Genomic DNA, 14312 nt, shown 5'->3' on the forward strand with positions numbered 1-14312 from the left:
GCGGCAGCGATACCCGGCCCAGTGGGTGGGAGAGCCGACCGCCCGTCCACGATCCCCGGCCCAGGGGGTGGGAGACCGGACCGTCCGTCCACGATCCCGGCCCAGGGGGTGGGAGACCCGACCGCCCGTCTACGATCCCCGGATGGCCACCCCACCGGACGCGCTGATCGACGACGCCCTCGACCGCGCCGACGCCGGACTCCTCGCCCGGCACCTCGACGCCCGGACCTGCCCGCCGGAGCTGCTCGCCCGGCTGCTCCGGCACCCCGCCCCTCGGCTGCGCCACCTCGGCCTCCTGCTCCTCACCGAACGCACGGCCACCCCGGCGGCAGCGGGCGGCGGGGCGGATCAACAGGATGTCCTGGCACGCCTGTTGCCCGCATCGCCGGGCACGTCCCCCGAGGAGTCCCTGCTGCTCGCGGAGCTCCACGCGCGGCTCGGCGCGCAGCGGCCGGGGCACCGGCTGCCGGACTGGCGTACGGCGGAGCTGCCCGCGCGGGTACGGATCGCCTGGCTGCGGGCCGAACTCCTCGGTGACCCGGCCGCCGTCCGTACGGAACCGCCGGGCGAACTCCTTTACCGGGCCGTCGGCGCGATCGCCGCCGCCGTCGTGCACCGGCCCGACCGCCTCGACCGGCTCGTGGCCGAACTCATCGGCAGCCGGGACCCGGTCCTGGGGGCCGAAGCGCTGCGGCTGGCCCGGGAGGGGCTGCACGCCGGGCTGCTCGCGCCCGCGTCCGCCCGCGCTCATCTGATCCGGCTGCTCGACGCGCCCGACGGCGAGGTCGTCACCGGGGCGCTGCGCGAACTCGCCGAGCCCTGGGCGGCGGTGACGCCCCTGGAACTGCTGCCGCTGTCCCGCCTGGTGGGCGGGCCGGGGACGCCGGGGAGGAGGGAAGGGGCCACGGCGGTCGCCGACGCCGCTCTCCTCGCGGCGGCCCGCCACGGCCGTCAGGAGCTGCTGTGGAGGACGGCGGAGGACGCGGCCTCGCCCCCCGCCCTGCGCCGACGGGCGCTGGAACTGCTGGGCGACTCGGCCGAACGCACGGACACTGGCCGCCTGTTGGCGGTAGCCGCGCCGGACCCCCTGCTGCTCGCGGGGCCCGTACTGGCCGCTCTGCTCGGACTGCACCGGCGCGGCCACTTCCCCACCGGCCCGGACGTCCGGCCGCTTCTCGCCCTGGCCCTGGGGGACCACACGCTCCCGGCGGACGATGTCGCCACGGTCCTGTACACCTGCCGCCGGTACCTCTTCGACGCCCTCGTGGACGCACCGCCCACCGCCCCGGACTGGCCGCGCCGTCTGGAGCTGCTCGTCGCGCTGGCGGGGCAGGGCGCCACCGACGTGCCGATCGGTGAGGCGGTCACCCGGCTCCTTCCCACAGCTCCGGCCGCGCGCCCGTTTCTCGACGCGATCCGTGCTCTGCGCCCGCCGGACGCCGAGGAGGCCGTGCTCGCCCTGCTGCCGAGGGCGCCGGGCGCCGCACTGGCCGCGCTGGAGGCCGTCGGCGGGGCCCGTACGCGGGAGGCGCTCGCCCAGGGCCTGGGCGTGGCGGACCCTACGGCGGTCCCCGGTGCCGCCCCCGCCGGTGCGCCCGCGCCCGCCATCGCACCCGAGCTGCGCCCCGTACGCGACCGGGCCCTGGAACTCCTCTGGCACCTCACCGACGAGCCCGTCCAGCGGCGGCGGCTCCTCTCGCGGCTCGACCCCAAAGACCTTCCGGGAGCCGTCGAGGCCGACCTCGGGGCCCCGGACGAACGGGAACTGGCCGTTCTGCGCTCCCGGGTGGACGTCGACGACCCGGTGGGCGCACTGTGCCGGATCGCGGGGAACGCCGGAAGACGAACACCGCCCCTCGTCGCCGACCTGATCCTGCGCATCGTGCGCGATCTCGCCGCGCCCCGGGAGCCCGGCCCCGAACCGGAGCTGCCACAGGAGGCGTTGAGCGCCGTGCGGGCCCTCGGCCGCCGACTCCGCGGACGTGCGCGGATCAGGCCCGTCTGCCTGCTGGGCACCACCGACGGCACCGCGGCGGGCCACGCTCTGCTGTCCACGACGCTGCTCGACCTGCTGGAGCGCCCGGGTCTCTCCGGCGGCGAACAGGCCGTGCTGCTCAAGGCGTTGACGCAGACCACCGCCACCCCCGCCACCCGCGCCCGCGTGCACCGGCTGCTGCGCAGCCGCGACCCGCAGGTGCGCAAGCACGTCATCGCCCTGCTGGCCCATGACACTTCGGGACGCGACGCCCGGGCCCTGTCGGCGACGCTCGTCCCCCTGACGGCCGACCCGGACATCCGGACCGTACGACAGGCCCTGCTGGCCCTCGGAGCGGCGCGGGCGTTCTGGGCGGGCGAGGCGGTCGCCGCGTGCCTCGACCACCCGAACATGAACGTCAGGAAGACAGCGGCGGCGACACTGGTCCACGCGGGCGCACCCGCCTCCGTCCCCCGTATCCTCGGACGGCTCGGCCGCGACGACAATCCGGGACTGCGGGCCGCGCTGACCCGGGCGCTGCGGGCCGTCGTGGGCCCTGCCTACGCCGCCACCCTCCTCGCCGCCGCCGAGGCGGGCCAGGAGGCGCGCGGCCGCCGCCTGCTGCTGAGCGCGCTCGACGGCGAGCTGACCGCGCGTGCGGTGCTCGCCTTCGACGCGCAGGCTTCGCCGGTCGTCCCCCTCCTCCTGACGCTCGTGGCGGACGGCGGCGTCCGCCTCGCCGACGGTTCCGTCGAGGACCTGGCGGAACCACTGGCCCGGCACGGAGTTCCGGCGCCCCCGGTCGCCCCGAACCCGTCACCGTGCGTGCCCGATCCGGAGGTCGCGGCCCTGCTGCGGTCGGGCTGGGACCCGGCGCTCGCCCTGCGGATCGCCCGTCGGGCCACGCCCCCGGACCTCACCGACGTGACGGCCGCCGCCCTACGCGAACACCCGCGAGCTCGGGCGCAGTTGGAGAAGTGGCTCGTCCTGGCCGAGAGCACCCGCGAGGCCGGACTCCCAAGCCGTCTCCTGCGGTGCGCGCTGCGCCTGTGCCCGGCGCCCTGGTCCGCCGACGAGACGGCGCTCCTCGCCCGGTACGCCGGCACGGTGGCCGACGCGTTCGACGAGGCGACGGGGGTCGGCGAGGCATCGTTCGCGGGGGAGCTGACCGGCGTACTGCACGCCGTCGCACCGGAGTTGTCCGGTGTCCAGCGCTTCATGGTCGTCGAGGGGCTGCGCACCCTGCCGCCCGGTGCTGGTGAAGCGCCCGACGGGTACGGGCCCCCGGCGCTGGCGGCCGCTGCCACCCTGACCCTGCTCCGGGAGCTGGGTGCGGTGCTGGTCCGCGCCGATCTCGACCGGGCCCTGGACTCCGCCCACCTGGGCGCCGACCCCTGGCAGGCCGCGCCCGCCGTGCTCGGTGAGGCGTTCGGCGTAGCGGGACCGCGGGAGGTGTCCGGGGCGGCGCCGGAGGAGGACGCCGGGGGCGGCGTATCGGAGGCGTGGCGTGCGGAGTTGAGGGAAGCGGTACGGACGCCCGGGGCGCTGGCGGAGCTCCGGGGGCGCGGCACCAGTGGTGCGGCCGGGTCCAGGGATCTGCTGGCCGCCCTCGTCACCGCGTACCCGGCGGCCGGACCGGACGTACGGGGGCCGCTCGTCGACTGGATGGCCGAGCTCCAGCCGCTCGACGCGCCGCCGTGGAACGTCGCTGAGACCAGGACGGTGGTACGGGCCGCCGCCGCGCCACCGCGTCCGGTGCGGGCGGACGATCTCGACCAGCCCCGGTCGGCCGCGCAGCGAGCCCGCTTGCTGGCCATGCTGGAGGCCCCGGAGCCGGAACGCCGGAACACCGCCGTGCGGGCCCTGCGGACCTGGCCCGAGCCGGAAGTGTCGCTCGCCCTGCTCCGGGCTTTCCTGCACGGTCGCGTCGACCTCCTCCCCGCCGACCTGATCGGGCCGGCGGCTCGCGCGGGGCAGACCCGTCTCGCGGGGCAGACCGCCGACCAGGTCCTGGCCGCTGAGGGGGTACTGCCCGAACGGGCCCTGCGCTGGACGGGCCTGCTCCCCGAGGACGACCTGCCTCCGCTCGTCCCCCTGCTCCTGAAGTGGTGGGAACACGGCCCGCCCGCCGTGCGAGAGGCCGCCCGCACCGCGTAGCGGCGGGTACCCGCCGACGCCCTCGCCCACCTGCTGGCACCCCGTATCGACGCGGGCGACCTCGGGCTCGTGGACCTGCTGACCGGTCGCCCCCTGCTTCGGACCCCGACGCTGACCCGGGCCCTGGGCCGACTGCGCACCGAAGGCCGCGACAGCGTCGCAGACGGCCTCAGGCTCGTCGACGGTCCGTTGCGCGCACCCGGGACCGACAGCGAGGACGCCGCCGTGCTGGACGTCCTGCGCGCCCCGTCCCCCGCCCCTGCGGTTGTGGCGCCCCGCCCGTCACTGCCGGAGCTGCTCGACCTCGCCCGTACGGGAACGCCCGAGCAGACCCGCCGTACGCTCACCCGCCTCGTCGAGGAGCACGCACCGCCGCCCGGGGCGGAACCGGACGAGGCCCTGCGCGAGCTGGTCGAGGAGCTGCTCCGCCACCCGCGTGCCGGGGTCCGGCTCCACGCCCACCGCACCTCGCGGGCCCTGTTCGACCGGGCCACCCACGCCCGGCTCACCGGGCTCCTGCTGTCCGACCCGCTGCCGGACGTGGTGCGCATGGCCGTCCGGACGCTCGGCCGCGCCGCCTGGGAACCGGCGCTGCCGGACCTCGTCCGGCTCCTCGGCCATGCCAGGCCCGTGGTCCGGGGTGCGGCCCGGGAGGCTGTCGTCGGGTTCGGGGCGACGGCGGTTCCCGTCCTGCGCCGGGCCGAGGCGCACGCCCGGCCCGACCGGCGGTCGCTCTACACCGACGTCCTCACCGAGATCACGGACTCGGGCCCCGGCCCTGATCGGCGCGACGGGCCCTGAGGGCTGTCCCGTCGTCCCTGGCGGATCAGCACACGGCGTCAGATGCGGCGTATCCCACGGCGGAGGGGCGTCCGCATAGCAGACGTGTCCGGGCCTTCCGGCAACGCGGCCGGCTGCCGTGGCTGTCGTCCTGCGCCCGCCAGGGATCACGGGACAGCCCTCGGCTCAGCCCGCGTCTCCCCGCGCCGCCGCCGCGACCTGGTGCAGCGTGCGTCCCGTACGGGCGGACCGGGCGTGGTACGGGTCCGGTGAGCCGGGTCTGCCGCGTACGGCGAGCCGGTCGTTGGCCTTGATCAGCAGCCAGGCCTCGTGGCCGCCGCTGTCCGGCTCGTCGCCCTTCCGGATGCGGGTGAGCGCGAACTCCCCGTGCAGCTTCTTCCCGTACAACCAGAACGTCGCATGCCCGAGGCCGAGCGACTGGGCGAAGGGGACGGAGCCGCCCTGCCCGTCGTGTCCGAGCGGCCGGTAGGTTCCCTGGTCCCAGACGATGACCGTGCCGCTGCCGGACTCGCCCCGGGGAATGACCCCCTCGAACTCGCGGTACTCCAGCGGATGATCCTCCGTGGGCACGGCGAGCCGGCGGTCGCTGGGGTTCTCCGAGGGGCCGCGGGGCACCGCCCACGACTTGAGTACGCCTTCGACCTCCAGCCGGAAGTCGAAGTGCATACGGCGTGCGTCATGGATCTGCACGACGAAATGCGGCCGTGCCGTCTCGTCGCTCTCCGTCCCCACCGCTCTGCTCCCTCCGTCGGCCCGGACGTGTCACAGGTGCGTGTCTCCACTCTGCCGCCGTCCCGGGGGAATCGCGCGTCGGACCCGCTGCCTTCAGGTGCATATGCGCAACGACTGTGCCGTGAGGGCCGGTGGCGCGGGCCGTCGTCTTCGAGGACCGGTTCGACGCTCCGGCCGGCTCCGCCGTGGGCGGCGGCAGCGGTGCTCCTGCCGCTGTTCGCTCCCGCGGCTGCCCGCCACCCCTGCCGCTACGGGGCGGAGCGGAATAGCATGATCTTCATGGAGCAACGCACACTGGGCAGGACCGGCCGTGACGTGTCGGCCGTCGGACTGGGCACCTGGCAGCTGGGGGCCGACTGGGGCGAGGTCGCGGAGAGCGACGCCCTCGACATCCTCGACGCGTCGGTCGAATCCGGCGTCACCTTCTTCGACACGGCGGACATGTACGGAGACGGCCGGAGCGAACAGCTCATCGGCCGCTACCTCACGAGCCGTCCCGACGCGGACGTCTTCGTCGCCACCAAGATGGGCCGGCGCGCCGAACAGGTGCCGGAGAACTACGTCCTGGACAACTTCCGCGCCTGGAACGACCGTTCCCGGGCCAACCTGGGCACCGACACGCTCGACCTCGTACAGCTGCACTGTCCGCCCACCGGCGTCTACTCCTCCGACGCGGTCTACGACGCGCTGGACACCCTGGTCGCCGAGCAGCGGATCGCGGCCTACGCGGTGAGCGTGGAGACCTGCGCCGAGGCCCTCACGGCCATCGCGCGCCCCGGCGTCGCGAGCGTGCAGATCATCCTGAACCCGTTCCGGCTCAAGCCCCTGGACGAGGTGCTCCCGGCGGCGGCCGCCGCGGGCGTCGGGATCATCGCGAGGGTCCCGCTGGCCTCAGGTCTGCTCTCCGGCAGGTACACCAAGGACACCGTCTTCGCGCCCGAGGACCACCGTACGTACAACCGCCACGGCGAGGCCTTCGACCAGGGCGAGACGTTCTCCGGTGTCGACTACGCGACCGGTCTCGCCGCTGCCGCCGAGTTCGCCGAGCTTGCCCCCGAGGGTGCCACCCCGGCCCAGGCCGCGCTGCGCTGGATCATCCAGCAGCCCGGCGTGACCACCGTCATCCCCGGCGCGCGCACGTCCGAACAGGCGCGGGCCAACGCGGCGGCCGCATCCCTGCCGCAGCTGCCGCAGAGCACGCTGGACGCCGTACGGGAGCTGTACGACCGGTCTGTCCGCGCGGACGTGCACGGCCGATGGTGAGCGGCTGCCTCTGAACGACCGCCGCTGAACGGGCCGCCGCCGAACAGCCGTGCGACGAGCGGGAGTCAGTCGTCCCGCTCGTCGTCCTCGTCGTCCCGGTCCCCGTTCTGGTTCGTATCCTGATCTCGGCCCTGGTTCGGGTCGCTGCCCTGTCGGCCGCCCGGCTGGTCCTGTTGCTGATCCCGCTCCCGGCCGGGCTGCTGTTCACCGCCGTTGCCGCCGTCGCCGACGTTCTCCGCCGGGCCGGAGGACGTCGGCGACGGGCCCGGCGTGCCGGCGGAGCTGGAGTCCGGGGAGAAGAGGATCATCCCCAGATACACGGCGGCCAGGAACGTCGCCGTTCCCGCGATGGCGCTGGCCACCCTCGGGCGGCGACGGATCGCCTCGCGCGTGCTGCGGCGGCGGGCGGGGGCGGACCGGGATGAGGTGTTGCGCCTTCGGCCCGTCGGCTGCGGCAGCCGGTACGTCGTGGGGCCCACGGGGGCGGCGGCGGAGGCGGGAGGCGCCGCCGGGAGGGACGTCGAGGGTGCGGGGGCCGGGCCGGAGGCGCGGTGGGACGCGGGTGTCTGCATCGGGAGGGGCTCGGGCCGCCCCCGCCAGGCGTCGGTGCGGAACCAGTCGGAGACCTGCTGTGCGGTGGGCCGCTCCTCGGGCTGCTTGGCCAGCAGGCCCAGGAGATACGCGTCGAAGGCGGCGGAGATCTCCACGCCCCGCTGCCGCAGCGGGACCGGTGGGGTGTCGACGTGCTGATAGAGCGTCGCGGTCGCTGTGTCGGAACGGAACGGCGGTTGTCCGGCCAGCAGTTGGTAGATGACGCAGCCCAGGGAGTACATGTCGGAGGCGGAGTCGGCGGTGCGGCCGAGGGCGCGCTCGGGGGCCAAGTAGAGGCTGGTGCCCACGATCTGACCGGCCGTCGTCAGAGCGGTCGAGGGATCGTCGACGAACTGGGCGATGCCGAAGTCGCCGATCTTCACCGAACCGTCCGCGTCCAGCATCAGGTTGCCCGGTTTGATGTCCCGGTGGACGATGCCCTGCCGGTGCGCGGCGGCGAGCCCGGCGGCCGCCTGCCCCGCGATCTGCGCGACCTGCTCGGGGTGGACGCGTTCCTGGGCGGCCAGCAGGTCCCCGAGGCTCTGCCCCTCGACCAGCTCCATCACCAGGAAGAACCGGTCCTCCCAGGCGCCGAAGTCGAACACGGCCACCAGGTGCGGGTGGCTGAGCCGGGCAGCGGTCTGCGCCTCCAGCCGGAAGCGGGCGGTCGACGAGGCGTCCGCCTGGTCCCCGAGCAGCAGTTTCACGGCCACGGCCCGGCCCAGCACCTCGTCCGCGGCGCGCCAGACCTCGCCCATGCCGCCACGCCCGATGGGGGACACCAATCGGTACCGACCAGCTACCAGCACCTGTACACCTATCTCGAAGGGCGGCCCGTACCGGCTGTCGGCCCACCTGGGGCCTGGGGTGTCCGGGGCGGTGGGGCGAACGACATGATCAGGATATCCGTCCGGGGACCCCGGATGCCCCCGACGGCCCCTTCGCCGGGCACGGCTGACGGACCGGCACACCCCCGGGGCCCGGCGCGGCTGCCGCCGGCCCGGGTCAGCCGATCAGCCAGGTGTGCGCGGCCTCGGCCGTGAAGGCAGACTGCCCGCCCGTGAACAGCAGGTCGGCGGCCTCGAAGGCCGGGTCGGACGCGGTCTTCGGCACGTAGGGCACGGCGATGCACCGCATGCCCGCCGCGTGCGCGGCCGCCGCCCCCGGCGGGGCGTCCTCCAGCACCACGCAGTCGGCGGGTTCCGCCCCCATCCTGCGTGCCGTCTCCAGGAACACGTCCGGCTCGGGCTTGCCGCGGGGGACCTCCTCGGCGGAGACGTACAGCGGGATGTACGCGTCCAGCCCGGTGACCGCGAGCACCGCACCGATCGCGGCCCGGGACGATCCGGAGGCCACCGCCATCGGAACCCCGGCGGCGTGCAGGCGTTCCACGAACGCCCGCATCTGCGGGAAGACGTCCGTCGAGGCCCCGGCGAGCTCCAGATACAGGGCGTTCTTCCCGGCGAGCAGTTCGTCGACCGGGGCGTCGATCCCGTACTCCGCGCGCAGGGCGGTCAGGGTCTCGCGGGTGCCGATCCCGATGAACCGGGTGTGCTCCTCCCAGCCGAAGTCCCGCACCCCGTACCGGGCGAGCAGCCGCCGACCCGCCTCGTAGTAGTTCGGCTCGCTGTCGACCAGCGTCCCGTCGAGATCGAAGACCACGTGGACGGGGGCGGGGGAGGCGGGAACGGCCGCACGGCCGGCGGAGGGGTGCGAGGTCATGACCCCAGCATCCCGCAGCAGGGACGGGCGGCCGGGCCGGTCACTCGCGAGGGGCCCCCGGGCGCCCCTGGCTGCCGCCCGCCGCGCGTCCCACGGACTCCACCAGTGGCAGCACCCGGTGTGCCACCCGCTCGCGCAGCGCCACTTCCGTCCGCGTCCTGACGACGCCCGGCAACTGGATCAGTCGCTGGATCACGTCCTCCAGGTGTCCGTTGTCCCGGGCGACGACACGGGTCAGGAGATCACCGCCGCCCGTCGTCGAGAACGCCTCGATGATCTCGGGCACGGCCGCCAGCGCGTCGCCCACCTCCACCAGATGCCCCTGGGTGACCTCCAGGTGGACGAAGGCGAGCACCGGGTGGCCGAGGGCGGCGGGGGAGAGGGTCGGGCCCGTACCGGTGATCACACCGTCCCGCTCCAGCCGCTCCAGCCGCGCCTGGAGCGTGCCGCGGGCCACACCGAGGATGCGCGCGTACTCCCGGACGCTGGTGCGCGGCTGCTCGATCAGCAGCCGCAGGATCCGGGTGTCGAGCGCGTCCACCGCCATGATCCGCATATCCCTTCCGGCCCGTCCCCGTCGGCTTCAGCCGTTTCGACCCGACTGTACCCAGGTCACCCGCATCGCGCCGCGGTCCGGCCCTCCCCGCCGACCGCCGTCCACGCGTAGTCGCCAGGGATGTGGTCGTCCTTCCTTCCGGGTGGTCCGTTGGTCTGCTGATGGCCGACCATTCGGGTCGTGTGGTGGGCCATTGGTGCAGCGTTTTCCGCCTCGTTTGATCCATGGGTCCGGAGGATGCTCTTATATCTACGTCGATGGCGCTGCGGATCTCCGCGGCGCCTTTTTCATGCGAGCTCTGTGGCGACGCGGAAGGGGCAGAAGCGTGCTGAAGAGGGTGTTCGTGGCGCCGGACCCGGGGCGGGTGCGGCTGCGCTTCGCCGCCCGGGCGGTGCTCGGGATCGGCCTCGCGGTCGCGCTGTGCGGCCTCGCCGGTCTCTCGCTCGCCGCGGCCATCACGGGTGGCCTCGCGGCGCTTCTCGCCCTCTTCACCGTGACCGACCCGACGGTGCGCGGGCAGGCGGCCACCACGGCGCTGCTCCCCCTCGTCGGCCTGCCCCTCCTCGCCGTGGCCGCCGTGCTGCACGACCAGCCGGTCGCCCGTGACCTGGCCTTCCTCACCGTGATGGGCGTGGGCGTGTACGCCCGGCGCTGGGGGCCGCGCGGGCACGCGCTGGGCGTCTTCGCGTTCATGACGTTCTTCGCCGCCCAGTTCCTGCACACCGTCCCCGAGCAGCTGCCCGAGCTGTACGTGGCCGTTGTGCTGTCCCTGTGCGTCTCGTCCGCCGTGCGGTTCGGGCTGTGGTGCTACGAGCGGCGGCTGCCCGTCGCGGCGGCGCCCGCACCCCCGGAGGGCCGCGGACTGGCCCGGATCACCACCCGGCAGGCCGTGCAGGCCACACTGGGCGGGGCCTTCGCGCTGGGGCTCGGGCAGGTGCTGTCGGACCAGCGGTGGTACTGGGCCGTCGGCGCCACCTGGTGGGTCTTCGTCAACACCACCTCGCGCGGGGAGACGCTCGTACGGGGATTCCGGCGGGTCCTGGGAACGGTCATCGGCATCGTCGCCGGATTCGCCGTGGCCATTCCCCTCGACGGCGCGGGTGCCCCGACCGCTGCCATCGTCGCGGTCTGCGTCTTCGGGATCTTCTACACGGCGGCGGTCTCGTACAGCTGGATGATGTTCTTCGTGACGGTGATGGTGGGCATGCTCTACGGCGTCCTGGGCGTGCTGGACGCCTCGCTGCTGTGGCTGCGCGTCGCGGAGACCGCCGTCGGGTCGCTCGGCGCGGTGATCGCCGTGCTGCTCGTCCTGCCCGTCACGACCCATGCCATCACCGACGCGTGGATCCAGAAGGCCCTGCGGTGCGTGCACACCTGCACGGCCGAGGCCGCCGACCGCCTCGCCGGTTCGACGGTCGCCGACCCCGGGCCCCGCATCGCTGAGCTTGAACTTCTGCTGGGGCGGGTACGGCTCTCCCTCGCGCCCCTGGTTCACCCACTCAACCCACTTCGCGCCCGCAAGGCTCGCGCCCGCAAGGTCCTGGCTCTCCTCGACGACTGCGCCCGCGAGGTCCGCGGCCTGGCCCTCGTCGCGGCCGACCCGGACGCCTCGCACGACGACCGCCTCACGGCTGCCTGCTGGCGGGTCCAGTCCGCGGTCGAGGTTCTCACCTCACCCCGGCCCGGCGCGATCCCGGCCGCACTTGCCCACGCGCACCGCTGCACCGCGGCGGATCCCGCCCTTGCCCACCTCCACGACCTGGAACGCGCCCTCACCGAACTCGTCAGCCCGCTCAGCCACGCCCCTTACACGACGTCGATGAACACCTGAAGTCCGCAGTGGCATATCGCCGGACCGTCGGCAGTGGACCATCATGAAGACGGGCGGGGAGGCTGGCCCCACGGATCGAGGAGCAGTACGCGCGGGCCAAGGGACGTATCCGCCGCCGCGCGTGAACGCTTGAAGCAGGCCGCTGCTGCGATCCCTCCGCGCATGTCCGCTCAGCCGTCCGTCGGCACGCTGGCCGAGTTGGTCCAGGCGCGGCCGACACCACCGGCTTTGTGGTCCTGCACCGCTCGGCGGAGATCCTGGAAGGCCGCTTTCTGCCGTTCTCCCGATCCGGACCGCGTCACCGAGTAGTGCCTTGCCCAGCGGTTCCCGATCAGTGGGACTCCCAGGCCCGTCAACCTCGCTCTGCCCGCAGCCAGTGCCTGTCTCTACGGCATCGTCCATGCCGCCCCCACAGGAGCAGGGCGCCCCCAGTGGTGGATGCCGGGTCGGCTCCCTCGTACGCGGTGATTCCGGACTCTTCGGCCTCGGGGGAGGGCACCGGGACTTCGCACCGCTTCGGCGAATGGCCGGTGGGGCCCAGCAGTAGTCCGCTGCGCCCGTGCCGGCATGTGGCGTCCCGCATCCGTATGTCCGACCCACCCAAACCCCTGCCTCCCCGCATCTCTTGTACCGCCGCGCCGCGCGGTCTGGAGGGTGACCAGCGTCATGCGCGGGTGTGTACGTAGGTCCAATGTCTTCGCGGATCCAGCGTGTTTGGATCTTGCCTGGATCGCGGGTCGTGGATAAGGGGAACGGCCAACCGGATTGGTTCCGAGCCATTCTGAATGGCCATCGGGAGACGAGACGCCTGCCCGGCGGGACACCCGGCAGCCGCCGCCACCGTCCGCGCAGTCGCGAAGAGATCTCTGGAGAGAAAGTGGCTCGATGATCGACATCCAGCAGCAGGTACCGCACACCGGGGCGCCCGCACACTGCCTGAACGACCTGTTCGCCGTGCACGCGGCGGCGGTTCCAGGGGCTCCCGCCGTCACGCAGGCCGACCAGACCCTGACCTACGGCGAACTGCGCGACCGAGCGCTCCGGCTGGGCGCCCGCCTGCGTGGTCGTGGTGTTGGTCCCGACGTCGTGGTGGGTCTCCACGTCGAACGCTCCCTCGACATGATCGTCGGCATGCTCGGCATCCTTGAGGCCGGTGGCGCTTACCTGCCGCTGCGCACCGATGATCCCGTCGAGCGGGTGGCGGGCATCCTCAAGGACTCCGGGGCCGCGTCCGTGATCACCTCGGCTGCCACCCACGAGCGGCTGGCAGCCTTCGGTGACGCGCGGGTCAGGGTGGACGTCGCGTATCCGGCCCCGGCGCCCGGTGCCTTCCACGGGCCGCGGCCCACCGCGGAGAACCTGGCGTACGTCATTTACACCTCGGGGACCACGGGCGCTCCCAAGGGCGTCGCCGTCCCGCACCGGGCCGCCGAGCGCATCGTCCGCACCGGCGTCTACGCCGACTTCGGGTCGCAGGAGACGTTCCTGCAGATCTGCCCGCTCTCCTTCGACGCCCACGTACTCGAGGTCTGGGGCTCGCTCGCCAACGGCGGGCACCTGGTCCTGCACCCGAACAGCCGGGTGTCGGCCGAATCGGTCATGGAGACCGTGCGCGCCCACAGCGTCACCGCCCTGTGGCTCACGCCGACCGTGTTCAACCAGGTCGTCGACGAGGGCCTGTTCGAGGGATCCGGGCTCCGCCAGGTCGTCATCGGCGGCGAGGTGGTGTCGACGCCGCACCTCGCCCGGGCGATGCAGACGACGGACATCCGCTTCTCCAACGGTTACGGGCCCACCGAGGCAGGCGTGTTCACCTGCTGCCGCGTGTTCGAGGAGGCCGACCTGGCGTACTCGCCGCCCCCGGTCGGAGCACCGCTGCCCGGCACCCGGGTCTGGGTCGTGGACGCCGAGGGGAAGCAGGTGCCGGAAGGGGAACTCGGCGAGCTGTACATCGGCGGTGACGCGCTCGCGCACGGCTACCACGGGCGGCCCGACCTGACCGGGAAGAGCTTCATCCCCGACCCGTTCGGCGGCGCCCCGGATGAGCGGGTCTACAAGTCTGGGGATCTGGCCCGGGCGCTGCCGGGCGGCCTGATCCAGGTCATCGGCCGCATCGACAGTCAGGTCAAGATCCGGGGCAACCGGGTCGAACTGACCGAGGTCGAATCGGCGCTGCTGGCGGCGCCCGGGGTGCGGCAGGCCGCCGTGGTCGACAAGCCGCAGGGCGGTGAGCGGGTACTCGCCGCCTACATCGTCCCCGCGGAGGGCGCGGCACCGACCGTGGCCGAGCTGCGCGGCCTGCTCGCCGAGCGGCTGCCCGACTACATGATCCCGTCGGAGCTGTTCCGGCTGGACCGGATCCCGCTGACGAGCAACGGCAAGGCGGACCGCAGCGCATTGCGCCAGGGCACCGACGGCACACGCCTGGAACTGGGGGTCGCCTTCCGCCCGGCGGCCACGGACCTGGAGGGCACGCTCAGCGCCATCTGGGCCGAGGTGCTGACAACCCCATCCGTCGGCGTCGACGACAACTACTTCGACCTGGGCGGTACGTCGATCTCCATCAAGCAGGCGCACCAGCGCATCCAGGACGAGCTGGGGATCCGGCTGTCCCTCGTTTCGATGTTCGAGTACCCCACCGTGCGGCTCCTGGCCGAAGCGATCGCCAACTCTGAGGTGTAGAA

The 14312-nt window shown here is 73.7% G+C and carries 9 protein-coding genes and 1 pseudogene; 6 read left to right on the plus strand and 4 right to left on the minus strand.

Going from position 1 to position 14312, the window contains the following annotated elements:
• The first annotated feature begins 142 nt into the window (after positions 1–142).
• Positions 143–4132: a HEAT repeat domain-containing protein gene (locus tag CIB93_RS18245; protein WP_257002249.1), complete on the plus strand. Its 3990-nt coding sequence runs from the start codon at positions 143–145 to the stop codon at positions 4130–4132.
• Between the two features lie 69 nt (positions 4133–4201).
• Positions 4202–4933 (plus strand): HEAT repeat domain-containing protein, encoded by a 732-nt coding sequence (locus CIB93_RS38925; protein ID WP_257002250.1) that lies wholly within the window; start codon positions 4202–4204, stop codon positions 4931–4933.
• 165 nt (positions 4934–5098) lie between these two features.
• On the opposite strand, the gene CIB93_RS18250 is transcribed toward CIB93_RS38925, so the two are convergent.
• Positions 5099–5665, minus strand: a complete 567-nt coding sequence (locus tag CIB93_RS18250) for a DNA polymerase ligase N-terminal domain-containing protein (RefSeq protein ID WP_096628050.1) — start codon at positions 5663–5665, stop codon at positions 5099–5101.
• A 270-nt stretch (positions 5666–5935) separates the two neighbouring features.
• On the opposite strand from CIB93_RS18250, the gene CIB93_RS18255 reads away from it, so the two are divergent.
• Entirely contained in the window at positions 5936–6928 is a 993-nt protein-coding gene (locus CIB93_RS18255; RefSeq protein WP_096628052.1) for an aldo/keto reductase, read from the plus strand.
• A gap of 65 nt (positions 6929–6993) precedes the next feature.
• Here the strand turns inward: CIB93_RS18255 and CIB93_RS18260 are convergent, their stop codons facing one another.
• From CIB93_RS18260 to CIB93_RS18270, 3 genes are all read right to left on the minus strand, one after another.
• On the minus strand, positions 6994–8277 hold the full coding sequence (locus CIB93_RS18260; RefSeq protein WP_257002252.1) for a serine/threonine-protein kinase: 1284 nt from the start codon (positions 8275–8277) through the stop codon (positions 6994–6996).
• 247 nt (positions 8278–8524) lie between these two features.
• On the minus strand, positions 8525–9241 hold the full coding sequence (locus tag CIB93_RS18265) for an HAD family phosphatase (RefSeq protein WP_096628055.1): 717 nt from the start codon (positions 9239–9241) through the stop codon (positions 8525–8527).
• A gap of 40 nt (positions 9242–9281) precedes the next feature.
• A complete protein-coding gene (locus CIB93_RS18270; RefSeq protein WP_096628112.1) occupies positions 9282–9788 on the minus strand; it encodes an Lrp/AsnC family transcriptional regulator in 507 nt (168 codons plus the stop codon).
• Positions 9789–10122: 334 nt separating this feature from the next.
• Here CIB93_RS18270 and CIB93_RS18275 point away from each other — a divergent pair, with 334 nt between their 5' ends.
• The 3 genes and pseudogenes from CIB93_RS18275 (at position 10123) to CIB93_RS18280 (ending at position 14310) form a co-directional block, all read left to right on the plus strand.
• On the plus strand, positions 10123–11628 hold the full coding sequence (locus CIB93_RS18275) for an FUSC family protein (RefSeq protein WP_096628056.1): 1506 nt from the start codon (positions 10123–10125) through the stop codon (positions 11626–11628).
• Positions 11629–11954: 326 nt separating this feature from the next.
• Positions 11955–12051 (plus strand): annotated as a pseudogene (locus CIB93_RS39625) (type I-E CRISPR-associated endonuclease Cas1); the annotation flags it as partial.
• A 462-nt stretch (positions 12052–12513) separates the two neighbouring features.
• A complete protein-coding gene (locus tag CIB93_RS18280; protein ID WP_096628058.1) occupies positions 12514–14310 on the plus strand; it encodes a non-ribosomal peptide synthetase in 1797 nt (598 codons plus the stop codon).
• Positions 14311–14312: the final 2 nt, after the last annotated feature.

It is taken from the genome of Streptomyces sp. WZ.A104 (assembly GCF_002382885.1).
Lineage (GTDB): Bacteria > Actinomycetota > Actinomycetes > Streptomycetales > Streptomycetaceae > Streptomyces.